Annotated in this window: 17 protein-coding genes and 1 tRNA gene; 5 read left to right on the top strand and 13 right to left on the bottom strand. The window is 52.2% G+C overall.

Features of this window, described 5'->3' with window-relative positions; translation table 11 throughout:
* Positions 1-94: 94 nt before the first annotated feature.
* From PORAS_RS04335 to PORAS_RS04270, 13 genes are all read right to left on the bottom strand, one after another.
* A complete protein-coding gene (locus tag PORAS_RS04335; RefSeq protein WP_013760311.1) occupies positions 95-982 on the bottom strand; it encodes a glycosyltransferase family 2 protein in 888 nt (295 codons plus the stop codon).
* 346 nt (positions 983-1,328) lie between these two features.
* Positions 1,329-2,507, bottom strand: coding sequence for a DNA/RNA non-specific endonuclease (locus tag PORAS_RS04325; RefSeq protein ID WP_013760310.1), 1,179 nt, complete (start codon positions 2,505-2,507; stop codon positions 1,329-1,331).
* A gap of 137 nt (positions 2,508-2,644) precedes the next feature.
* Positions 2,645-4,249: a DUF5689 domain-containing protein gene (locus PORAS_RS04320; protein WP_013760309.1), complete on the bottom strand. Its 1,605-nt coding sequence runs from the start codon at positions 4,247-4,249 to the stop codon at positions 2,645-2,647.
* Positions 4,250-4,304: 55 nt separating this feature from the next.
* Entirely contained in the window at positions 4,305-5,123 is an 819-nt protein-coding gene (locus PORAS_RS04315; RefSeq protein WP_013760308.1) for a DUF5689 domain-containing protein, read from the bottom strand.
* Between the two features lie 23 nt (positions 5,124-5,146).
* The gene (locus tag PORAS_RS04310; RefSeq protein ID WP_044211314.1) at positions 5,147-7,897 is read right to left on the bottom strand and encodes a TonB-dependent receptor; all 2,751 of its coding nucleotides are present in this window, start codon (positions 7,895-7,897) and stop codon (positions 5,147-5,149) included.
* Positions 7,898-8,129: 232 nt separating this feature from the next.
* A tRNA-Val gene (locus tag PORAS_RS04305) sits at positions 8,130-8,204 on the bottom strand.
* A 643-nt stretch (positions 8,205-8,847) separates the two neighbouring features.
* A complete protein-coding gene (locus PORAS_RS04300; protein WP_013760306.1) occupies positions 8,848-9,534 on the bottom strand; it encodes a hypothetical protein in 687 nt (228 codons plus the stop codon).
* 248 nt (positions 9,535-9,782) lie between these two features.
* A complete protein-coding gene (locus PORAS_RS04295) occupies positions 9,783-11,588 on the bottom strand; it encodes a hypothetical protein (RefSeq protein WP_013760305.1) in 1,806 nt (601 codons plus the stop codon).
* Positions 11,589-11,756: 168 nt separating this feature from the next.
* Complete coding sequence (locus tag PORAS_RS04290; RefSeq protein WP_013760304.1) at positions 11,757-13,568, bottom strand: hypothetical protein; 1,812 nt, start codon at positions 13,566-13,568, stop codon at positions 11,757-11,759.
* Positions 13,569-14,102: 534 nt separating this feature from the next.
* Positions 14,103-15,473, bottom strand: a complete 1,371-nt coding sequence (locus tag PORAS_RS04285) for a FimB/Mfa2 family fimbrial subunit (protein ID WP_013760303.1) — start codon at positions 15,471-15,473, stop codon at positions 14,103-14,105.
* A 220-nt stretch (positions 15,474-15,693) separates the two neighbouring features.
* Positions 15,694-16,794, bottom strand: coding sequence for a hypothetical protein (locus PORAS_RS04280; RefSeq protein ID WP_013760302.1), 1,101 nt, complete (start codon positions 16,792-16,794; stop codon positions 15,694-15,696).
* A gap of 14 nt (positions 16,795-16,808) precedes the next feature.
* Positions 16,809-18,413: a DUF3868 domain-containing protein gene (locus PORAS_RS04275; protein WP_169309395.1), complete on the bottom strand. Its 1,605-nt coding sequence runs from the start codon at positions 18,411-18,413 to the stop codon at positions 16,809-16,811.
* Positions 18,414-18,832: 419 nt separating this feature from the next.
* On the bottom strand, positions 18,833-19,420 hold the full coding sequence (locus tag PORAS_RS04270) for a DUF3575 domain-containing protein (protein ID WP_013760300.1): 588 nt from the start codon (positions 19,418-19,420) through the stop codon (positions 18,833-18,835).
* Between the two features lie 1,200 nt (positions 19,421-20,620).
* On the opposite strand from PORAS_RS04270, the gene PORAS_RS04265 reads away from it, so the two are divergent.
* The 5 genes from PORAS_RS04265 (at position 20,621) to PORAS_RS04245 (ending at position 25,002) form a co-directional block, all read left to right on the top strand.
* Positions 20,621-21,559, top strand: coding sequence for a ribose-phosphate pyrophosphokinase (locus tag PORAS_RS04265; protein ID WP_004331179.1), 939 nt, complete (start codon positions 20,621-20,623; stop codon positions 21,557-21,559).
* Positions 21,560-21,712: 153 nt separating this feature from the next.
* Positions 21,713-22,525, top strand: coding sequence for an outer membrane protein assembly factor BamD (locus PORAS_RS04260; RefSeq protein WP_013760298.1), 813 nt, complete (start codon positions 21,713-21,715; stop codon positions 22,523-22,525).
* Between the two features lie 71 nt (positions 22,526-22,596).
* On the top strand, positions 22,597-22,935 hold the full coding sequence (locus PORAS_RS04255; protein ID WP_004331169.1) for a DNA-directed RNA polymerase subunit omega: 339 nt from the start codon (positions 22,597-22,599) through the stop codon (positions 22,933-22,935).
* 31 nt (positions 22,936-22,966) lie between these two features.
* Positions 22,967-23,428 (top strand): DUF4293 domain-containing protein, encoded by a 462-nt coding sequence (locus PORAS_RS04250; RefSeq protein ID WP_013760296.1) that lies wholly within the window; start codon positions 22,967-22,969, stop codon positions 23,426-23,428.
* Positions 23,429-23,499: 71 nt separating this feature from the next.
* Entirely contained in the window at positions 23,500-25,002 is a 1,503-nt protein-coding gene (locus PORAS_RS04245) for an IMP dehydrogenase (protein WP_013760295.1), read from the top strand.
* Positions 25,003-25,030 lie beyond the last annotated feature (28 nt).

Here is a 25,030-nt window from a genome sequence, read left to right as displayed (position 1 = left end):
AAAGCCGTGTAGCCATCAGAGCTACACGGCTTTTGTTGTGCTTGTCCAAGGCTTCACGAGATGTGTAGCGTAGTGGTCGCAGGAGGTGAAAAGATCAATCTCGAAAGGTGCAGAGGTGGAGGAGCTTGTAGAGGGCGAAAAGGCGTAGCGAGGGGTGACGCGACGTGAGCTGTCTCCGTAGCAAGGGCTTAAGCCGTGGAGCTAGAGCACCGAAGAGCGGGACGAGCTTAGCGCGCTCTAGCCGTAGATAAAGCTGGAGGAGACGTATCGGATAGGGAGCAAGCAAGGCACGATGTCGGTAGAGGTTCTCCACATAGCGCTCGGTGGTGTCGAGAAACTGGTCGCTGGTCTCCTTGAGCGCATGGATGACGGGGTTGTCAATATGCGTGATGGCGACACCCCGCTCGGCTAGTCGATAGCCGAGGTAAGCGTCTTCGTAGCCCATACCCATCTCCGTGGGGAAGCCCTCCTCTAGAAAGATATGACGAGGAACCATGAAGCTCATACTGACGAATGCATCTGCTGGTGCCGCCTGTCGATCGGCGAGACTACGTGTCTCGACCTTGTGGCCATACTTATAGCGCAATAGTCTGTCGCTGGAGGGCCGCTCGGTGGGATAGCAAAAGCCACCTACCACGACCCTATCGTCATGTGCTGCTTGCAGGTAGTCCACGATGAAGCGCTCAGAAGCGGGCATCGTATCGGAGTCGATGATGAGAAGTTGATCACCATCGGCTTGCTGCGCTAGGTAGTTGCGCATACGTCCCGCACCGAGATGTGTCGTGGGGCGGACAAGCTGTATGAGTCCCTCCTGCTGGAGGGTGTCGTAGAGCTGAGCGTAGTAGGAGTCAGAGGAGTCGTCGCCGAGGATGATCTCGCCATCTATATGCGCCTGAAGTAGCTGACGGTGCAGAGTCTCTACGAGAGGACGGCAGTCGTAGTTGCGTGTGGGGATCAGGATGGAGATTTGCTTTGCTGGCATAGGATAGCTAGTAGGAGACAATTTCATGGAGTAGGCGGACGGCGCTCCACAAAAGTACTCATTTCGGGCTGTATAGACACGACAAGAGCTACTTTATCAAAGAGCTACGGCTGGGATGACTGAGTAATCCGGTCCTTGATCAAAATACGAATAACCCAATTTGCGAAGTCTAGGGGATTGAGGAGTGACGAGCTTTTTGACGATCTGTCGAGACCGATTGCAGGCTATAGAGAGCCGCAAGACACCCCAAAGAGCCTCTTTGCCGTCTACCTTCTCTCCTTTGCACTGTCTATGATTGCTATCCGACAGCTGAACTAGAAGCTCTGCCTAGAGCAGCCAACCTGCGCTAGATGCCAGGCCAGAGCGAGAGGTCGTCCGTGGGGTGCGCCGCCTCGACGCGTGTCTCAATATTGTCGGGCAGGTTGTGAAAGAAGTCTAGACCTGTGCGCTCCTCCAACTGGTCTATAGAGATAGCGATCGTGCGAGGACGATCAACCTGAACTGGATTGGTGTGATCTGCCCAGAAGGCGATCGCCTGGTAGTGGTCACCCCGCTGCGCCAGGATAGCCATCCAGTAGTAGCGCGGCACGGTGATGCCGCCCACGGTGACGCCGATGGTCTCGCCCTCTCGCAGGGTACCCCCCTTGACCACATAAAGCTTGTCACGCAGACGACTATTGCGTGCCCAGCCCTGCACTAGTTGCTCGAGCTGTAGCCACACGCCCGTATTGAGGTTCCGTCGCTGCGGGCTCATATTCGTATAATAAAAGGTCTGCTCGTTCGCCTCCTCGGAGTAAAGACGGTCAGCCGATGCGACGATATGTCCTCGATCATACCCCTTAAAGTCTCTCTGCGTCACCTCGTACTGGCTAGGTACAAAAGGATCCCAGCTCCAAGCGTCACTGCGCCCTGTGCGTCGCTGGCTAGTGTACTCATCGGCACTGTAACAGACCCAGATAGGATGGTGGTAGACGACATCATACTCGACGGAGTAGTTGACACGCTGTCCCTGCTCTACACGATGGGTGATATAATAAGCGGAGCTACGCCCCGAGAGCTTAGGAGCCTCTAGGAGAGAGACGTCGCCTAGGATTGTCTCACTACCATACTCGCCACTGCCACCCGTATGCCCGTCCGCTTGCTGCTGGGTGATGGCGTAGGTGACGCTTTTGCCATCGGCTGAGAGTGTCAGCTGTGCCTTGCGCTCCCCACCTTCGTTGGCGGAGACTGACACGATCACCTCCTGCTTGCCCGCACTGCCCTCGCTGGGGGATACGGAGAGCCACGTCTCGGGTGATGCGGTGAGCGTCCAGCGAGTCGGCGCCTCAACAGTCACGAAGAAGTCTAACGGCTCAGCACTCACGACCCGCATCGAAGCGCCTGTACGATCGTAGAGGGCTAGCTCTGTGGGTAGCTCGGGCTGTGACGTACCTTGCGGCTTACAGCCGACGAGCAGGAGCGCCACCCAGCCCACGAGTAGGAGCATCTGGCGAGATAAGCGTCTATTATATAGAAGTGAGGACATAGCTCTTTGGAGTAAAGTGGATAACAAAAGGCAGAGCCTCTGAGACTACCTTTCGGAGAGACCTACCCCGCTCGGGGGAACAGGGTCTCAAGGTTAAGCTCAGAGGCTCCGCTTGCTTGAGATAGCTATAGGAGAAGCTACTTGACCGTGAGAGCCTCCACTTGGTAGGTGGTGGTGTGGTCAGGGGCTTTAGCCGCATAGAGGACTGCTATGTAGCCAGCATCGGCAGAGCCTGTGATCGTGTAGCTCTTCTTGTAGTGCTGGTTGCCGTAACCGCTAGGACTGCTCTGGTCATTGATCACCTCGAGCGTCTTCACCAGCTTGCCGTCCTTGTCTAGCTGCTGTATCGTGAGCGTAGCGCCATTGGTATGGCCTGTGCTATAAGTCAAGTCGACCGTATAGCTACTCCCCGCCTTCATCTGTAGGCGTGGCGTGACGAGGACACACTTATTCTCAGGATCAGCAGAGCCAAACGCATTGGCCTGCGCATAGTGCACATCGCTGAAAGATCTCTTTTGGAACTTACGTCCACCCACTAAGGCTTTGTTGAGCCAGCCTGGCAACTTAAAGTCTTTCTTATCCTCACCTCCCTTAGAGAAGTCATCTGCAAAGGGTATCGCACGAGCCGTCTGCGAGAGATCAACGCCATAGAGGTTGTCCTGAGTGTTAGGATCGGGCTGAGTGCCACCACCTACATCAAAGCGTGGCTGGTCGAGCTTGATGTCGCTACGCAGCGTAGGGCGGAGGTTGAAGAAGGTCTTATTGACCGTCACGACTGCCGTGATGCTACCGCTGCCAGATGGAATCTTCTCGTCACGGAAGGTGGCTGTCTTCCAAATCTCTACGTTGGTCTTCTTACCACTCTTGTCGGTGATCTCACGACGTGTAGAGGAGTAAGTGCTAGCTGGGTCAAAGAAGGGCACGTCTGTCTGGACAAACTGGACCTCCTTGACACGTACATATTGATTCGGGTGCTTGCCTGTGATGACCTCAGCGAGCGTAGTCTCGATCGGTTCGATCGGCTTGTTGGGCACGATAGACATCTGTGCGTGTGAGACCTGTAGCTGTATGGTTCCGTTGAAGTTAGAGATCTTAGCGCCCTTGAGCTTAGCGGTTACCTCATCGCCAAACTTCAATGGATCTTCGCCCTTGGGCACCGTCAGGACGAGCGCATTGCCCTCAGCGTCCTGTATGTAGTGGAAGCCAGCAAAGGGGAACTGTTTCGTCTCGGCATGAGTCGTGACCGTAGCGCGAATGCGGAGGTCTTGGTCGATGGTCTTGCCGTTTCTGTCTAGCCCCTCACCTAGCTTAGCAATCTCAGCGAGCGAGGTGTAGGTGATTCCCTTGCCGGTACTGCCGAGCTGCATGATGAGATAGACGTGCTGTGTCGTAGAGGTCTTGATGATCATCTGAGCCTCACGAGCATCTTCGCCTCTATTGGGGAGTGCCGTGATGGTGATCTGGTGCGTTCCCTCGGTCGCCTCCATAGGCGTAGCCGAGACCCACTCGGCTCCCTCGCCGAAAGTGATCGAAAAGCGTCTATTGGTCTCGATAGTTAGCTGCTGCGTACCACCATTCTGCTTGAAGGGGATCGTGTTATCGGTAAAGGTCGGTGAGAGCGTCACATAGGGCTGCTCATAGTAGTCCATCTCATCCTTACAGCTGGTTACAGCGAGCAGCGTAGTGATGGAGAGGATCGCGAGGAGTAATCGTCTCGTCGCAAGTTTATTGAGTGTCTTCATATCTGGATCTAACTCTGTTTCTTAAATTCTTGAGCGAAGCTCCGTGGAGCCTCCGTTACTTGGTCGTTTGAAATCGTGGACTGGTGAAGTTAATGTCACTCTCTAGGCTGATGAGGAGCTGAGGCTTCCCATTGAAGTAACCGAGGATGGCGGTAATATTGCCAGAGCCCTGAGGAATCTGCTTACCAGCAAAGAGCGCGTAGCTACTCGAGCGTAGCACGACACGGTTGCCCTGCTGGTCTTCGATCTGACGCTCCACAGCGGGGACGCTCGTCTTATTGTCCGCATCGGCATAAGTCTGGCCTAGCTCGCTATCGACGAACTGTACGCCCTCAAGACGTATCAGCGTATTGGCATACTCAGGCGAAAGAGTCGGAATGGTGAGCGTACGGTAGACGAGAGGCTGACGATTGTTGTCACAGCGCACCAAGCGGGGCGTCATCTGCTCGGGGAGATAGGCATTCTCGTACTTCTCCTCTGTGGAGTTCTTGCCCAGCGTGACGACACCACCATACTTACCGAGCGTTAGCCCGTGACAGCGAATCGCTATCTTGGAGCCGCGCTTGTAGAGAAGGTTCGAGTTGACGAGTCCCGCCTTGAACTCGATACCACCCGTCTCGTCCTGTAGGTAGATAGACTTGTAGATGTTGCCCTCACTATCGTCCGAGATGACTTGACCGACGATCACCGCATCGGGTACAACCTGTACAGGCTTCGACTGGTAGAGCGCTTTGAGCTCTTGGATCGTCATCGTCCGCTCCCAGAGGGGTCGTGGCTTTGGCTCCTGTGGCGGGTCGATCTTGTTGTACTGACAGCTCGTCAGCAAGGCGAGCATGCCGACCACTACGATGAGTCTATTATATATATGTGTCATACTATTCATCCGTTTTAAGAGGGTTAGAACTGTAGTGCAGCGTTGAAGAAGAAGGTCGTGCCGTACATATAGAAGTAGCGACTATCGAAGGGTCTCATCATCTTGCCATCCTTGGTGTAGCGGACACGTAGCTGCTCGTAACCACCACTGCGGAGGGTCTTCGTATTGAGCAGGTTAGAGGCCGATAGGTTGAGACGTAGGTAGACGCCCGACTTGATACGCCACGAGTAGCCCACGTTGGCATCAAGCGTGAAGCCGCCTGGGAAGACCTCCTGACGAACGTAGTCGTAGGGGAGGTTAGCACGAGCCTTGTCCGTACGACGTATCGGGTTCAAGCTGATGAAGCTACGCCCGAAGTAGTTGAGATCAAGCCCCGCCCACATATAGAAGGGGAACTGATACGAGACGCTTAGGTTCGCTGCCGTCTGTGGTGTGCCAGAGACGTGGAAGCCCTTCCAGTAGACGCGATCCTGCTCTAGGAGCTTCTGACTGTTGTCGACCGTCTGGACGTAGTCAGGATTGTTGGCATAGCGATACTGTCCGTAGCTCACGACGGCGATAGCGGTCAGAGCCGGCGTGATCTTAAACTCCATACCAGCCTCGACACCCATATGGGTCGACTCGATATTTGTCAAGACATAGTTAGAGAAAGCTCTGTACCCGTCATCGTAGAAGCTCATATTGTCCGTCTTGTCGTAGAAGTGCGTATAGAAACCGGTGATACGCCCCTTGACAAAAGGCGAGCGCAATACGTAGCTCACATCACCCGACAGGATGCGCTCGGGACGTGGATCAGTCACATACTGATTGCGTGTACGAGGCGACACGAAGATGTCTGCGAAGTAGGGCGCACGCTGCATCCACGCGGCGTTTGCTACAAGGTAGTGACGACCTGTGATCTTGTAGGTGACACCTCCCTTGACACCATAGTTGAGGAAGTTCAGATGCTTCGAGTCTCCGAAGGAGTTATCAGGGAAAAGTCCTCTACGCTGCAACCCCTCGCGGTGCATACCCGTCCAGCCTGCAGTAAAAGCTAGGTAGCCGTCCACATGACGAGACTGTCCCCACAGGTTGCCCCATAGCTCAGCCTCCTGTATGTGCGCTAGGTAGTTGTGACCATACTTGTCCCCTACCCCGACCACTCTGTTGGGATTGTCGAGGTCTACCTGAGACTTCGAGGGATCCTGAGCGAAGTCTCGCTCGGAGTACTTGTCGATGTCTAGCCAGTAATCTCCGCCGAGAAGGTCGGCGATGACATTAAAGTTTGCCGTGCGATTCAGGCGATAGTTGGCCCCTAGGTCGAAGCGGAGATGCTTGTTGATGAGTGCATTCCAAGTGGTAGCGAAGTTAAACTGACGCTGATCCGACCGTCTATCCTCGACGACGTAGATACTCCGGTTACCCTCGGCGATCTGACGTCCCTTCTCATCGAAAATGACTTGATAGTTGTTCCTATTAATATTGTATAGTCGATCCCAGTCAATGTAGCGCATGTTGCAGTCTGAGTGCCAAAGCTCCTCGTAGTAAGCCGCCATATCGGGATCTTGCGTCTCGCTCATGTAGCCGTAGTAGCTAGGCAAGTTGCGGTAGTAGTCAGGGCGTGGATCAGGACCATTGCCCCAGTTGAGGGCAGAGTAAGCATTCCAGCCGAAGCGGTAGCCGACGCCCGTGGTCAGCTTGTTCTTATCATTGATCTGCCAGTAGTGTTGCAGCTGTATGATCGGCTCATGATTAGAGCGCACACGCGCATTGCGCAGGTAACCACCTTGGAAGCCCACGTTCGGATTGTAGTAGTTTGACCCGACCAGATCATACACCTCCTGCGTCGTACCTGAGGCGACACCACGCTCCGTGGGAGCAGCTAGGACCACCAAGCCCAATGAGTGCTGCGGGGTAAACTGCTTCTCAAGTGAAAGGAAGTAACCCCACGCATCGTAAAACTGTCCCTGCACGTAAGAGTGATTACCCCACCGACGTGAGGCACTCGCGGTGATCGCCCACCCCTCAGGCATCATGCCCGTGGCGTGCGTTATCATCGTGCGGTAGTTGTAGGTGCGGTTGCTCCCAGAGAACGTAAGCGTCGTACCAGGACGGTAGCCCGAGGCACGAGTCAGGATATTCATCGTTCCGCCAATGTTACCGAAGGAGTAGTCGATCGGCTGCAAGCCATCCTCATTATTCTGCACACGAGTCACATTGTTTAGTCCATTCCATAAGGAGTAAGAGGAGTAGCCATTGTTCATATTATTCATCTGCATACCGTTGAGGTACTGCGACTGGTAATATGAGTCGTAGCCACGCACCCTAAAGCGCATCGGGCTAAACTGAAAGCCCGCCTTATTCGTATAAGGGTCTCTCGAGGCGGTCAGAAGTGGTGATATATCTCCAGCCGTCACGCCATCATCGCCCATCACGAAGTCCGTCGTCGTAAGATCCGCCATATCACTAGCCGTCAGCATCGGCGTGAGCGTGACACGCTCTAGGCGGTTAGCCTCACGAGGCCACTCCAGTTCGAGAACCTCAGCACGGTAGCCCGACTTATTGAAGATGACCGTGAGCCGCCCCGTGCCACTATAGGATATGGTATAAGCTCCCGAGGCATCAGTACGCACCTGCGAGGTGACCCCCTCAGCAGTCCAAGTCACATCAACGGCAGGTATAGGGGTACCCGTCTGCTCCTCGTAGACTGCACCTTGAGCTTCATCTATCTGCTGCGCTTGAACTCCATACAGAGCTACTAGCATCAAGCATATAATTTGTACTATTCGTCGCATTTGCTATCTCTATTGTATTCGACATTTTCTATGCTAGGCGGATAACTCGTACCCAACCCCCGCAATGCAAAGATAGAGATATTCTTCCGACCAAACAGCCTGTCAACGACATATTATCTGTTAGTTCACACTAACGAGACCTCCTCTAAACAATCAAAAAAAAACGGAGACTACCGCAACACAGCGATAGTCTCCGTTCATTCGTAAAACTAAAACAACAAACTTAGTTCTGTGAGTCTTGGCGGATTCGAACCGCCGACCCCCACCCTGTCAAGGTGATGCTCTAAACCAGCTGAGCTAAAGACTCGATAATTACCCAACAAGAAGGCCCCACGTTCGGGACCCGTTTTTACTTGGTACCGCAAAGTTACAACAAAATTTCGACCCCACCAACTCTCCGCCGGTGCCATTTCGACCATTTCGACCATGGAAGCGCCATCTCCACGTGGATATTTTCAAATTCCTAGGGAGGAAATAAAAATTCTCCACGTGGAGATGAAATGAAACTTCGGAGGAATCAAATGAAACTTCGGAGGAATCGTTTCTTCCCTACGTGGAGAATAAAAAATAGCCACGTGGAGATTTTAGATTTTCCACGTGGCTATCGGATTAGTGATTAGATAGAGCTGTAGATTCGTTTAGTCCGACCCTCAAGGGGTCGATAGACCTGGCGCTGTCCAGCATCCGTGGGTCGTTCGGAGCTTTGCCCCTCCGACCCACGGCTATGATTCGTCGTGTTGGTGTGATTCGTGTAGGGGCGGACCTGCGTGTCCGCCCTCAGGGCATACAGCGCTCTAATGCGGACGGGCGGACAGCGCTCCAATGCGGACGGGCGGACACTTAGATCCGCCCCTACAGCGGATTACTCGTATCGCTGTACTACAAAAGAGTACTCGTATCGACCGTCCGGCTTGATAGGACGATGTATTGGCTTGGACGTCACAGCCTCCCTAGGAGAGCTTCTGACGAAGCTCTTGTTGAAGTTTGTCGAGCTGGTCCAGAGCCGCTATCGGGCAGAGACGCTGCATGGGGAGCTTCAAGATACAGTACACCAGCCAGTCACAGAGACTCGCTTTGTCGTCTAGCGTCAATTCGTAAGAGACACTCTTTGCGATCATGGATAGAAACTCTTGCTCCGACTCCTGCTCTAGATCTTGTAGCAACTCCGATAGGTTACTGCACACACCCAGCTCTTGAGACGAATTAACCGTGGAGGCTTTAGGAGCGTCTCCCTCGCCTTGTGTAGGAGATGTAGGAGACGTAGGCGACGTAGGCGGAGTCGTGGCGGCGCCCTTACCACGCACAGGAGTATAGCGAAGACACCACTCATCATACGACTCGGTGAGAGTGGCTTTTGCACTTCTTGAGGGGGTGTAGCGCAGCACCTGACTATCAGCTAGCGCATCGCACTTTGCCTTCGCCGAGGAGCTCGAGAGCAACTGCACTGGGAAGCTCACCATATAGTAGCGCTTATTGATTCTCGTATTACGCAGAGAGGTCACCTCAAATGGGTATACCAAGTGGTAGAGGAGATAAGCCGAGTAGTTAAACGCTTGATAAAATAGGCCACGACGATAGAGATAGATGTGTGCTCTATTCGTCTGCTCTTGCTGTAGTATATCGCGAATGGTTAACATAACAGGTAAGAAGGAAGGGGGCATTTCGAGTAAAGGCTCAAGTTTCCTCAGTGGGTTGCGGATCAGCGTGTCACCCGCTAGGGGGGAATATGCATATTCGAGCGACTGCGAGGCAGCCGCTCGAATACGACTAGAAGCGTCTCATAGAGACTTCGTCTCACTAGCCAAACCCATTGACGAAAGAATCATAACTGAGACGCTGTTGTTGCGGGCGGAGCGCTGTAGCGCTCCGCCTACGGTTGAGGGTATTATATTCCTTGGAAGGGGCGCACCGCGCCGCGAAACGTCTGACTGTAGTTGTAGACGTACGCGTACGTGCTGCTGAAGCCCACGCCGTAGGCATAGCTACTGCTGTACTCCGTGGCAGACCAGTAGTACCCGTAGGAACCACGACCGAGGCCAGAGCCCGAACCATTCTGGTTGTAGCCGTAGCCAGTTGTAGGCAGGTAGATCGTCTTGACATACTTGCTTACCTTAGGCTTAGCAAACCAATCCTTATTGAGCTGCTCTATCGTTAGACCCGCCTTGACAGGCACAGACTCAATCTTTAGCGCCTTCTGACCAGCGATAGGACCATCTACCCAAGAGTAACGCCAAGCTGAGCGATAGGTATCGTTGTCCTTATAGCGGATCATATAGGTAGCAGACTCTGCGCTAACCTGCTTGTAATCCTGCAGGCAAGCCATCGTTGTAACCGTAGAACTTGGCTCTACGGGGATCTGAACCGTTAGAGAGACATCCTTCTTAGCGTCGTTTTGGTTGAAGTAGACAGCGATCAAATTATTGGGAGCATAGTTGTCAGAACCTAGGATAGCTGTCCACTCGTAGCGAGTAGGTAGGTGATAGCCAGAAGGCATCGTGAGTGCCTTAGCCTCTGTCCAAGTGAAGTAACCGGTGTTACCAGCTTCGTTGGTCTGGCTCGTGGTAAACTTCGTCCCTGTGATGTCAATGTTGTACTCAGCGACAGCATTGAGGAGGTTCGGCCCTGTAGGATTGACCGTATTGCTTAAATCTAAACTACCTTGATTTGCTAGATCCTCATCGCTGTAGTTGGCGAGGTCGGCAGCGGCTTCGTTCCAGTCGATCACCTTGACGGTTACCTTCCATGCGGAAGTAGGATCATCTGGATTGATTGGCTTACCATCGTCTCCTGCGGGCTTGATGATGATGCGGTAGCAGTAGTTGCGCTGGACAGCGATAGTCTCTCCGTTTGTGGCATCCTTGAGATCTACCTTGATGTCTTTGATTGCCTTACCACCGTAGTTACCTTTGAGCGTGAAGGAGGTTGCGTTTGCCGTACCACCCTTGTTGGTGTTCTGGTAGCTGTAGATCTTATGAAGTAGCTGCTTGCCACCTGCCACAGCATAGTCGGTAGCCGTTGTGGCTAGCGTGCCGGTCTCATTTACATTGAGTAGCGTAGAGGTGGTGACACGCTTAGCAACAGAGATAGTCGTGAGTTGGAGCCCTGGCACCTCGCTGATCACGTCAAAGCGTGCTGCTAGACGCTTTAACTTGATAGCATCTGCGACCTTATAAGGTGTTCCACCCACAGCGGGTAGCATCACGTTCATAAGCTCTGAGGTCATAATGAACTTGTCGGGAGCCGTAGTATTGTTCCCTAAAGCGTTCTCGACAACAAGCTTCTGCACTTCGTCTAGCGTGCTTGCTGTGGTGAGTCCCTCGAGCTTTGTCTTGAGAGCATCCTGCACGTTAGCGATGACAAACATCTGTGCTGCGCCCTCAAAGTCTGCCTTAATCATATACTCTCCCGAGGAAGCCTTAGTGGCTGGCTTAGCCTCTTTGACAGTCTGTGCGCTTGATCCTGTCGGGGTGACGAAGACGCACCAAACGCTTGCCGGGTTGACCTCCTTCTCAAATGCCTCGGCAGGAACGCTACGTAGCGCATCGTTGTCGAGCTTGAAGGTGAGCTGACCTGCACCAGCTTGTTGCTGATCCTCTGGGGCTAGCTGGCTCTCCTTAGAGCAGCTCCCTATGGTTAGTAGTAGGAGTACCATCGCTACGGTGGCACTCGCTATGCGATATATTTTGTTCATATCATTGTTCTGTAATATTGTAGTATAACTTATCTCGCCTCTGTTACTTCGCACTTTGATCTAATGGTGAAACGTCTCATCAGAGCAAGAGACAGCTAACAGAGAGAGACCGCATGGCGGGCGGAGCGCAACGCTTATCGTCTAGCGCTCCGCCTACGGTTGAGGGTATTATATTCCTCGGAAGGGGCGCAGCACGAAGCGAAGCGTCTGACTGTTGTAGCTGACGCTCGCGTACAAGCTGTAGAAGGCCACGAGGCTGGCTTTGCTACTGCTGCCCTCCGTGGCAGACCAGTAGCCCCCGTGGGAACCACGATAGTCGCCAGAGCCCGAACCATCCCGGTTGTAGTTGTAGCCAGTTGTAGGCAGGTAGATCGTCTTGACATACTTGCTTACCTTAGGATTAGCAAAGTAATCCTTATTGAGCTGCTCTATCGTTAGACCCGCCTTGACAGGTACAGACTCGATCTTGAGCACCTTCTGACCAGCGATAGGACCATCTACATAGGAGTAGCGCCAAGCGGAGCGATAGGTATCGTTGTTCTTATAGCGAATCATATAGGTAGCAGACTCGGTACTAACTTGCTTGACATCCTGCAGGCAAGCCATCGTCGTAACCGTAGAACTTGGCTTTACGGGGATCTGAACCGTTAGAGAGACATCCTTCTCAGATTCGTTTCGGGAGAAGTCGACATAGACAGTTGAGCTGCTATTTGAAGCATAGTAGTCAGAACCTAGGATAGCTGTCCACTCGTAGCGAGTAGGTAGGTGATAGCCAGAAGGCATCGTGAGTGCCTTAGCCTCTGTCCAAGTGAAGTAACCGGTGTTACCAGCTTCGTTGGTCTGGCTCGTGGTAAACTTCGTCCCTGTGATGTCAATGTTGTACTCAGCGACAGCATTGAGGAGGTTCGGCCCTGTAGGATTGACCGTATTGCTTAAATCTAAACTACCTTGATTTGCTAGATCCTCATCGCTGTAGTTGGCGAGGTCGGCAGCGGCTTCGTTCCAGTCGATCACCTTGACGGTTACCTTCCATGCGGAAGTAGGATCATCTGGATTGATTGGCTTACCATCGTCTCCTGCGGGCTTGATGATGATGCGGTAGCAGTAGTTGCGCTGGACAGCGATAGTCTCTCCGTTTGTGGCATCCTTGAGATCTACCTTGATGTCTTTGATTGCCTTACCACCGTAGTTACCTTTGAGCGTGAAGGAGGTTGCGTTTGCCGTACCACCCTTGTTGGTGTTCTGGTAGCTGTAGATCTTATGAAGTAGCTGCTTGCCACCTGCCACAGCATAGTCGGTAGCCGTTGTGGCTAGCGTGCCGGTCTCATTTACATTGAGTAGCGTAGAGGTGGTGACACGCTTAGCAACAGAGATAGTCGTGAGTTGGAGCCCTGGCACCTCGCTGATCACGTCAAAGCGTGCAGCTAGACGCTTCAGCTTGATAGCATCTGCGACCTTATAAGGTGTTCCACCCACAGCGGGTAGCATCACGTTCATAAGCTCTGAGGTCATGATGAACTTGTCGGGAGCCGTAGTGTTGTCCCCAAGAGCGTTCTCGACAACAAGCTTCTGCACTTCGTCTAGCGTGCTTGCTGTGGTGAGTCCCTCGAGCTTTGTCTTGAGAGCATCCTGCACGTTAGCGATGACAAACATCTGTGCTGCGCCCTCAAAGTCTGCCTTAATCATATACTCTCCCGAGGAAGCCTTAGTGGCTGGCTTAGCATCTTTGACAGTCTGTGCGCTTGATCCTGTCGGGGTGACGAAGACGCACCAAACGGTTGCGGGGTCGACCGCCTTCTCAAACTCCTCGGCAGGAACGCTACGTAGCGCATCGTTGTCGAGCTTGAAGGTGAGCTGACCTGCACCAGCTTGTTGCTGAGCATCTGGGGCTAGATGGTTCTCCTTAGAGCAGCTCCCCATGGTGAGTAGTAGGAGTACCATCGCAAGGGTGGCACTCGCTATGCGATATATCTTATTCATATTATTGTTCTTGTTCTTTAGAGTGCTTGTTTGTAGAGTTCTTATCTGTAGGAGACTCCGCAAATCTCTTACGAATAACGATCTGCTTTCTAAGTTCATATGCAAGTAAAATGCGAAGTTTTTTCTCGTTTCGGAAGCTCGGTCGACTTCTCTTCGGGTGAACCGCTCGGCGGGGTGGAAGCTCCCACCGTAGGGGCGGACCTGTGTGTCCGCCCGTCCTCACCTGAGCGCAGTCTATTCTGCGGGCGGACACGTAGGTCCGCCCCTACACAAGCTACGTCAGCACGACAATTCCACTCATCAAACGCTGTAACCCCGATCTCTGTAGGGACACACGGCTAGTAGCTAGCGGGATGACGTCCGCACCCATTAAAGGGTACAACGTCAACACCTTGACATCAAAACTCGTTCTGTCTTGATACAACGGACGCTCTCCGACTAGACACTAGCCGTGCGTCCCTACGGGTTACTCGTCTCATCGAGCTACTCGATTGGCGGAGTTAAGGGTGTATTGTATGAGCACTCTTGCTCTTATTACTTCGCACCCTGCTTTACTAGGATCTGATACTGGTAGGCTGGATTAGTGCCTGTGACGGTCACAAGACCATGGCGTGCGGTCGTAGCAGCTTCGGAAACTTCAATCTTGACCTTGCCACTACCATCAATGCTTGCCTTAAGCCAGCTAGCTGCTGAAGCCTCTGCCGTTGCGGTAAAGGTGGGAGCGGTCCCGAAGTTGTGCGAGGTGGTGAAGTAAGCTGTGCCTGCGGTCTTAGGAGCGGTGAGTTCGTGCTTCTTAGCATCGTAACTAAAGCCAGTAGAGGCTGTGCCGTCAAAAGCTACAGTGATAGCGTCCCAAGTAACGACCGTGTTGACTGGACCGTCCCAATCAGTCACCTCAATTGAGAAGGTGAGGTTGTACTTAGTGTTGTCTGTACCAAGTACGATACGATAGATAGTGTTACGGACGATGTCGATACCCTTGTTCTTGGCTTTGTCAAAGAAGGGGATCTTGTACTCCTTCTCTACACCACGATATGTACCTTTGATTACTACATAGGTAGCCTCATCAGCGGTCGTACCGGCTTGGTTGCCCTCATAGAGATAGAAAACCTTATTATGCTCCATACGTGCTGCCCCTGGGGTGAAGAGGAAGGGCTTGACACCACCTACCTTCGTGCTAGCAGCGGGTACGTTGGAAATATGATCATCGACAAGGATGCTCTTTGAGTTAGCATTCTCCAGGGTAACTGAAGTGATGTTGAGCTGATTGTCGGCGACATTGTTCTTGATGTCGATACGAGCGACGATACGCTCTAGTTCGACTGTTACGTTTTGCTTGAAGAGCACAACATCCTCCTTGACTCCGACCATAGGGATCTTGTCGGTAGTGCCTGTCGTGCCGTCTCCGTTGACCACGAGGCTGGATGACTCATTGGCTTTCTGCTCTCCCTTGGCGAGCTGAGCCGTAAGCTTGCTAACCGCATCGCCCTTAGCGAGCGGTGTCGTGATATCCTCATTGGCGACAGCGTAGATGGTGACGAGGCCCTGTGGGATCTTGTTGTCCGTAGAGCTGTGCGTGTAGACCATCGCTGTAGGATCCTGAGGATCTGGCTGCAGAGCGGGGTTGTTGATGGGGATAGGATCAAGCGCTAGCTTGCCATCCTCAAAGACGTAGAGCATGACCTTGTCGATCGTGTACTCTCTCTCGTCTTGTATCCGACGCAGGTCGTACTTGACGGGATCACCCGAAGGTACTGAGAAGCGGATGGTAAACGTGTTGGGCTCCTGATAGGTCTCAGCGAGCTGATCCCCCTTAGGCGCCTTGTTGTCTGACTGGCAACTGCTTGTTAGAGCTACCAGAGCTAGGACTCCAATGGTTAGGAGTGCCTTGATTTTTTTGTTCATAATACTATTGGTTAATAATACTGTTGGTTAATTAGTTTAATGGATAGTGGATACCTCGTGTACCCACTTTGGTTTCTTAGTTTTGTCGTTTGGTGATTGGCGATTGGTGATTGGTGGTTAGCTAGTGGCGGTTGGCTAGTGACTCTAGTGCTCCTAGGGTCACTAGTGCTCCTAGGGTCTAATCTCTAACTTCTAACCTCTAATCTCTAACTTCTAATCTCTAATCACTCATTCCCAGCGTACCACCATCGACCCAGTCTAGCACGTTGCCTGAGACCCACTGGCTCACGGTGACACTCCCATCGGGGTGAATCAAGATCTTGATACGGAAGAGCTGCGCTGGCATAAGATCGGGGTGCCAGCGCCACTCCTTAAAGGCCTTGCTCAGATCTATCTCGGTCGTGACGGGCTCTCCCTGATAGTAGAGTCGCAACACAGGAATCGCATCATCTCGATAGCGTAGCGAGATAAGGTCGTAGTAAAGCTTCATGTCAAAGAGCTGACGCTCCTGATAGTGGGTAATCATCTCTCCCCGCTCTGTGGGGAAGTGATGCACCACATCGGTTAGCGTAGACTCGGTCGGCGTATGACCATTGCCACGTGCTATCACGATAGGCTCGCCATACCATCTGCCTAGATCGTAAGCCGCTGCTATACGACTAGCGCGTAGCTCGTAGGATCCGCTAAGATGCTTGGGGGTATCCTCCCACTCTACCTGCACCTGCAGATGACAGTGCACATTAGATAGGTCACAGTAATAGCGGATCGGGGTGTCTCCATTGGTGCGGAAGGCGCGCAGGTTATAAAAGAGCTCTTCACTGTTCTGATAGAGACCCGCAGTCTGCTCCAAAGCCTTGGCTAAACGTAGCTGTGCCTCGCCTAGCGTAGCCCCTGGCTCGAAGTGCTCTAGCAACGTACCTGCTGGCGAACTATTGGCTACGGTCAGCATCAGATAAGCGCCAGGGGTGAGGTTAGAGAGACGGACATACTGAGGATTGTCTCTCTGGGCATAAACCTCTCTTAGGTAGATACTATCAGCACTATAGAGGAAGTGTCTCATACCTCCTCTGATCTCCTGCTGGTACTGATCGCCTTGTGCGGGTGAGGGGACGTAGCGATAGATTAGGTCTACACGCTTGCAGCAGAGATCTTGCGGGTCGTCCATATCACAGCTGGTCAACCCCACCAGGCTCAGCAGGAGCAGAGCAGGCACCCCATAGCGACCTACAGCTAGGCGCATGACACGTCTGAAAAGGACGCTTAGCGAGGCACTACTGAGGGTGACTGGCTTAGCTCGTAAAGGGATGCTTCTATATACCATAGCCGTACTATCTCTTAACGTGTCGTCGTAGACTTGGTAGCCCCAGACGCGGCTTTATGCTGCTGCTGTAGCGCCTTGCGCTGCTGCTGCTCTTGGAGCATCTGTGTGAGGTTGCGCTGTGCCATCTCTTGACTCTCTTGTGGCACCCTACGGAAGTAGTCGGCTGCCTGGTCATACTCCTGACGCATCCAGTGATAGACGCCTAGATTGTTGTAGGCACGTGGATCCTGTGCTACACGCTCGAGGTACAGATGGGCTATCTCTAGCTCCCCACGTATGAGGGCTGCTGAGGAAGCGTTGATCTGAGCGATCGCATCCTTGGGGAAGTAGCGTGCGGCTATGTCGTACTCACGACCATAGTTGCTCCGCTGTGTACGAGCCACGGCATCGCTATTGCGCATATGCGCTAGATCATAGATCTCTCGCTGTGAGAGGTCTTGAGGGCGGGTCTCAATGATTGTAGCAACCTCACGCTGCTCGAAGTCTCGTACGCCATACTGTAGCGTCATATCTATACGACGCAGGAGCGGATAGATATCTCCCAGCAGCGTCTTATAGGTTCGTCCCCCACGGAGACGCTTGAGCTGCTGATCACGAGCATCGTAGCTGATACTCTCACGATCTATGATACGAAGTATCTCGTCTCGCTCGGGGAGTGACGACTCGACGATGTGCTTACGGAGCCCCTCCCAGTCCTCACTACGTCCCTGCACATCAAAGGTGGGGATACGGGACATACCATAGATACGCTCTAGATAGTTCCTAAAGCCATAAGCTCGTGACTCGGAGAGGTTCCGATTGTATTCATACCCCCCCTCGGGAGAGGCGTACCCATAGATGCTGGCCTCTCGCACGGTATAGGTACTATCATGGTCTGTCAAGAGAGGACGTATCTCACGATCTACCCGTGTCAGCTCAGCTCGGTTATTGGCAAAGTTGGGCAAGACCTCAGCCTTAGCCACCTCAAAGGTAATCCGTACGGAGAGACTCTGGCTACGCACCTTAGCCTCTTCCTTAGCAGGTCTGATGAAGGAGACATTGGATGCGTAGAGATCAGGACGTGCTATCTCTAGAGGCTTGGGTGCCTCAATACGCACGGTGTCAGAGACGGTCTGCACGATACGCACCGTGTCTGGCGCTGGCAAGATGTGAGGTGCTATCGCATAGTCCTTACTAGCTACGGGATAGAGCTTACAGCAATCCTCTACCTCTAAGTCTAAGCGTAGGCTACCTCCTGTCTTGTAGTTGGCTAGTGGCATACGATAGCTATATCGGGCACTATTGGTTATAGTGTCTAGCATATGTCGTGGTGTAGCAATGGTGGTCAGCAATAGCGGCTTGCGCTGCTCGTACTCCTGATGACTCCAAAAGGAGACCTCGCGACGATAAGCTCTGGCCCGTTGACGCCCATTGATACGTAGCTGTGGCAGACGTACCTCGCCTAAGGCCTCTGGCTGTACATAGACTGGGGTCACAAGGAGCGCCTCACGAGAAGCAACGACACGCTCTCCATAACGCGCTACAAAGGAGACAACAAGAGCCGACCCATCGGCACTATAAGCGGTCTTCACATCAGCTATATGCAGTCCATCGGCTACTGCCTGACGATGCCTACGCATAGTCGAGGAGACTGTGACACTGTCTGTGACCACCAGCTCTCGCTGCTCTTTGACAACGAGACTATCTATAGATGTCTTATCAGATGTCTTATCAGATGCCTTATCGAGAGCTTGCGTACTATGAGTCGCTATAGTGTCTGTAGCTATAGTATCTCTCGCTACAGTATGAGGATGAGTCTGTGCTAGTGCGGTGCTATCAGGCTGAGCTGTCGTACTCTGAGCCAATGTCACAACAGGCGAGAGCAGGCAAAGGATCAAAAGACAGACAGCACCCATGAAAGCACGACACAGAAACGAGATCAGCTGTGCACCCCTAGAAGAGTCGTCATATTGTGACTCTCTACTCTGACTCCCCATACTGTATCGCAGGGGGCGATACGATGATTTACTTTTCATACGACAGTTACTCTTCAAAGTGATTAGCGGATGTAATAAATAAAGTCTATGGCAGCCTTCGTGGGTCCTACATAGTGACGGGTGTAACTACCCTCACGCTCTCCACACTGCCAGCACTGATACTTATCATACTTCATAAAGAGATAGCCCACGCCTATGGAGAGCTCTAGCCCCCAGCGATCTCCAAGAGGCCACTGATACCCAGCACTCAAACCTGCTCCTACACCATACCCCTGATAGCGATAGTCGGCTAAGGGCTTGATGAATCTCATCCCGCCCACATTGTACTGCGTGGCGATGGCATGGAGTCCGAGATTCCAATATTCAAAGCGTCGGCAGAACCAATACTTAACCTCGGGCATCAGCGTCCAATGAAACATCTTGGGGTGGACGCGCTCTCCACTCTCGGGGTGGTCATAGGATCTGAAGCGCCAAGGGTTCCAACCAGCATGCAAGCTGAGGCTCCACTGCTCTCCGACACCTAAGGTTACCCCTGCATTGGGGGTCGTTGTTGCCCAGTAGAGGGTGTTTGTCTGCACACCAACCTGCTGTCCGCTCACGGTGAGGGACAGAAGGGTCAGCAACGAGATGATAAGTAGGATTCGTTTCATAATAGCTTATTGTAAGGATCAGATCTCATAGGCATGCAGCGTGGAGCGCATAGTAGCTAACCATATCTCTATGGAAACTACAATGCGCCCCACCCTGCTTACCATAAATCAGCTTATAAAGGATATCAGACGACCATAAACGCACACAATCTCGAAGCCTCTCAAGTATCGGACGGCTCATCAGCTTACCGCTACTTGACGAATCCACGAGTTGAGGCAGGAGATGCGATGTCGCACTCCTATATGTATTATTGTATGGCATAGACCACGACGACCAAGAGACAAAAAAGTGGGTGTACGATGGTTGCCCACATACACCCACGAGGAGTTGCCTCTCGGACGAAGAGAGTCTATGAAAAGAGTGTTGCTACTAGAAGACGCCTCGCCTGTCGATATGGTAACCAGACGAGATAAGGAGGAAAAAGCAGATCGATAGAGTGCGTATAAGGAGCCGCTTCTGAGGGTCGCGTGCGACCTCAGAAGACCTGTATCAAGCTCTAGATGAGATGCATAGAGATGCTCTCTCTCTCTCTCTCTCTCTCTCTCTCTCTCTCTCTCTCTCTCTCATATACGGAAAATATTCGAGACTACCAAACTTTTGACCTACTTTATTTCAACTAGAGGAGCCTTCGACCAGAGAAGGGTACACTAAGCCGCCCTACGTAGAAAATCGGAATTAAAATCGGAAAAGCGATGAGTGGTAAATCCGTTGTATTTGCTAGTGTGTTATTATACTGATCTATCTTCTTCTAGTTTACGAGACACTGCCCGAGCATCCCGAACATTTCTCTAAGAGTGGTCACGATAGAAAACCACCTTTCCGCCACAAAGGTACAATAAATATATACACCCTCCAAACAAAATACGCAAAATTCTGGTTACTCTTACCTTAGAACACGGGATAAATTCTAGAGCTAACGGCTTATAAAAGAGAATTACTGACGCTAGGAAATGATTGAAGAACTAAAAGGGTCATTCTCCACATGGAGATTTAGAATTTTCCACGTGGCTATCGAGTTAGAAATTAGAGATTAGGGGGGGGGCTAGTGGCACTAGTACTCCTAGTAGGTCTAGTGCTTCTAGAGCCTACAGAAGGGTTTTTCGTGAGATGTGCGAAGTTGAGGAGCGAAGCATCGCAACCGCCGTTTATTATTAAAGTCGTACCTTTGTGCCACTGATTGTCTCTATACTGATAACATAATGAACGAACTACCCTACCTAGTATTTGCTGGCTCAGCCTCTCAGAACCTCGCCGAGAAGATCTGTGACTCACTGGGCTGCCCCTTGGGCAAAATGCGTATCGAGCACTTTGCCGATGGCGAGTTTGCCGTATCCTACGAAGAGAGCATCCGTGGCAAGGACCTCTTCCTCGTCCAGTCGACCTATCCCAATGCCGACAACATCATGGAGCTCCTACTTATGATCGATGCGGCCAAGCGTGCCTCCGCACACTACATCACAGCGGTCATACCCTACTTCGGATGGGCTAGACAAGATCGCAAAGATAAGCCTCGTGTCTCCATCGGCGCTAAGCTCATTGCCGACCTACTCTCCGTGGCTGGCATCACCCGCCTCATCACGATGGATCTACACGCAGACCAGATACAAGGATTCTTCAACGTTCCAGTAGACCACCTATATGGTTCTACCGTCTTCACAGAGTATATTGAGCACAACATACCCGTGGACAACCTCTGCATCGCTACCCCTGACGTGGGTGGTACAAAGCGTGCCAACAGCTACGCACGCCACTTTGGCGTACCTATGGTCATCTGCCACAAGCGTCGCGCTAAGGCAAACGAGGTGGCCGAGATGACGATCATTGGTGATGTCACAGGCAAGGATGTAATCCTCGTCGATGATATCGTCGATACCGCTGGCACCATGACCAAGGCTGCAGACCTCATGCTAGAGCATGGCGCTAAGTCTGTCAGAGCCTTTGCGACTCATGCCGTCATGAGCGATCCAGCTACGAAGCGCATTGATCAGTCTGGTCTGACAGAGATGATCTTCACCGACTCAATCCCCTACTCTAAGAAGAGCGAGAAGGTGCGCATCATCAGCGTCGCCGAGCTCTTTGCCGAGTCTATCCGTCGCGTCTGTAGCCACGAGTCTATCAGCTCGCTCTACACCTTCTAGACGCAGGTAATCTATACAAGGATACCCTAGCCGACTCATCGATGAGACGGTTAGGGTATCTTCCATTTTTCTATAACCGGGGACTATGAGCGATCTCGTTCTAATCTCTTTTTTCGTACCTTTGCGTGCAATGGTATCCTGTAGGTATTAAGTATGACAAGACAAACGCTCCTCAGCCTCTTAGCTCTCAGCTGGCTCCTGCTCACTAGTAGTTGCGCTGAGTATATGCGCATACAGAAGTCCAAAGACCCCACGCTCCGCTACTCTTATGCCAAGAAGTACTACAACGAGGGTAAGTATGGCCGCGTGGCTGAGCTCATGGTCGATGTCTTACCTCACTACGAAGGCACGCAGGAGGGCGCACAGGCTCTCTACATCATGGCCGACGCACTCCTACAAAACAAGCAAGAGTCTAGTGCTGCCGAGTACTTTCGTAGGCTATACACCAAGTATCCACAAGATCCGCGAGCCACAGAGGCACACTACAAGACGGGACTAGCACTCTATCGTATAGCTCCCGACCCACGCCTAGATCAGTCTGTCACTTATAGTGCGCTCAAGGAGCTACAGAGCTTCCTAGAGACTTATCCTCAGAATGAGCATCGTAAGGAGGTCGAGCAGATGCTCTTCGATCTGCAAGATAACCTAGCCAAGAAAGAGCTAAACACGGCTGACCTATACTACAATCTAGGCACTTATCTAGGCAACAACTACATCTCAGCCATCATCACGGCTCGCAATGCGCTCAAATCTTACCCCTACACCAAGCATCGTGAAGATCTACTCTTTATCATTGTGGAGGCTTCTTATCAACAGGCGATCAATAGTGTAGAGAGCAAGAAGCAAGGGCGACTACGCGAGGTCATAGATGCTTACTATAACTATGAGAATGCTTTCCCCGATGGGAAGCACATCAAGCGTGCTAAGACCCTACGTGATCGTGCACAGCGCATGATCGTCAGCTAGACAATGGCTGCATGACGGAGGGGTTCCTCCGCCTGCACTATACTCACATACTAAGACTCCAATTTCGCATTATGACAACAAAAAATAAGAAGCTATCCGTACCACAGACTACGATCACCCGCTCCCTTCCAGAGCTTTGGGAGCAGACTGGGAATATTTACGAGACTGTCCGTATCATCTCTAAGCGTGCTAACCAGCTATCCGTAGAGATGCGTGACGAGATACGAGAGAAGATACAAGAGGTTGCCAGCTACCAAGAGAATCTCGATGAGACTCCAACGGAAAATAGAGAGCAGATTGAGATCTCTAAGTACTACGAGCAACTACCCAAATCAACGCTCGTAGCCACCACCGAGTTTCTCAATGGTGAGGTGTACTATCGTCTGCCAAATGAGGAGTCACAAGACTAAGTAAGGCAAACCTCTAGATCGTACCTTCACTATGTGGCAACGCATTCAGACTCTATACCTATTTCTCAGTGGGGTGACCGCAACCCTACTACTGCTCTTCACGCTCTTCACCGTCACACAGTCTGATCCGGAGACTATCTATGCAGCCAACTTTACAGGGCTCATCGTCAGTGGGTGGACTAGTATTAAGTACTTTAATCTAGTCTCGTTCGTTCTGACCTCATTGGTGACGATCATCTCCTTTGTGACAATCTTCCTCTACAAGAGACGTAAGTTACAGATACGTCTGACGATCATCGGTCTCCTCCTGATGGTGGCTGCTATCGTTGCCTTCGGCTATATGCTCTGGCGACAGACTGATCTCATGCAGGCGACGACCCAGATACGGTTTTGGATCATACTGCCGATCATCAATCTACTGTGTCAGTACCTGGCTATGCGCAATATCATCAAGGATGACATCCTCGTACGAGCCTCCAATAGACTACGCTAGTACAAACGCCTATCTAGATAGCTCTCGTAGGAGCTTACACCATTCACCCACCACTATTCATTCGCTTTCTTATGGCAATCATCTTCCCTGACACGTCACACACCTTTGGCGAGTATCTACTCATCCCAGGACTGACAACGCCCGAGTGCACTGTGGACAAGATCTCCCTACGCACCCCACTGGCTAAGTATAGCCCTGCAAAGGAAGAGTCTCGCATCAATCTTAATATACCTTTCGTATCGGCTATCATGCAGAGCGTCAGCAATGACACGATGGCTATCGCACTAGCACGAAACGGTGGACTATCCTTCATCTTTGGGTCACAACCCATCGAGGAGGAAGCAGAGATGGTAGCTCGTGTCAAGAAGTTTAAGGCGGGCTTCGTACGGAGCGATGCCAACGTTAGTCCTAAAGATACGCTCGCTGATGTGCTAGCTATCACACAGCGTATGGGGCACTCTACCATCGGTGTGACTGATGATGGCACGCCTGATGGCGTACTATGCGGCATCGTCACCAGTAGAGACTACCGACTATCGACAGACTCACTGGATCGCAAGGTGGCTGACTTTATGACGCCCTTCGAGCGTCTGACCACAGGATGCAAAGGGATCTCGCTAAGCGAGGCAAATGACATCATCTGGGCGCACAAGCTAAATGCGCTCCCGATCATTGATGAGGAGCAGCGACTCTGCTACTTCGTATTTCGCAAGGATTATGATAGTCACAAGGAGAACCCACTCGAGCTACAGAACCCGCACAACAAGACGCTGATGGTCGGTGCCGGCATCAACACCCGTGACTACAAGGAGCGCGTACCAGCGCTAGTAGAGGCAGGAGCTGATGTGCTTTGTATCGATTCGTCTGACGGCTTCTCTGTATGGCAGCAGGAGACCATCGCTTGGATACGTGAGCAGTATGGCGACAGCGTCATCGTAGGCGCAGGCAATGTGGTCGATCGGGAGGGCTTCCGCTACCTCGTAGAGGCTGGCGCAGACTTTGTCAAAGTCGGCATCGGAGGTGGCTCTATCTGCATTACACGCGAGCAAAAGGGCATCGGACGTGGGCAAGCTACGGCGGTTATCGACGTTGCCAAAGCACGTGACGACTACTACCATGAGACAGGCATCTATGTACCTATCTGTAGCGATGGTGGTATCGTACACGACTACCACATGACGCTCGCGCTGGCTATGGGTGCCGACTTCCTTATGATGGGACGCTACTTCGCTCGCTTCGACGAGTCCCCAACAGAGAAGCTCCGCATCGGCAACAATATTGTCAAGGAGTACTGGGGCGAAGGGTCAAACCGTGCTCACAACTGGCAGCGATATGACGGCGGAGGAACCTCCACGACGATGAAGTTTGAGGAGGGCGTCGACAGCTATGTCCCCTACGCTGGTCCGATGAAGGATACACTCGATCAGACGCTCAGCAAGATCAAAGCTACGATGAGTAGCTGTGGCACAGTCGATCTGAAGTCTCTCCGTAAGAATGCTAAGCTGACACTTGTCTCCTCAACCTCTATCATCGAGGGAGGCGCACACGATGTCATTCGCAAGGATCGCACCTAATGCGTACCCTCTCTGATCAGCAGAGCGT

The sequence above is a fragment of the Porphyromonas asaccharolytica DSM 20707 genome (assembly GCF_000212375.1).
Taxonomy (GTDB): domain Bacteria; phylum Bacteroidota; class Bacteroidia; order Bacteroidales; family Porphyromonadaceae; genus Porphyromonas; species Porphyromonas asaccharolytica.
The sequence above is the reverse complement of the archived record's forward strand: the minus strand, read 5'-3'. Positions and strand labels throughout refer to the sequence as shown.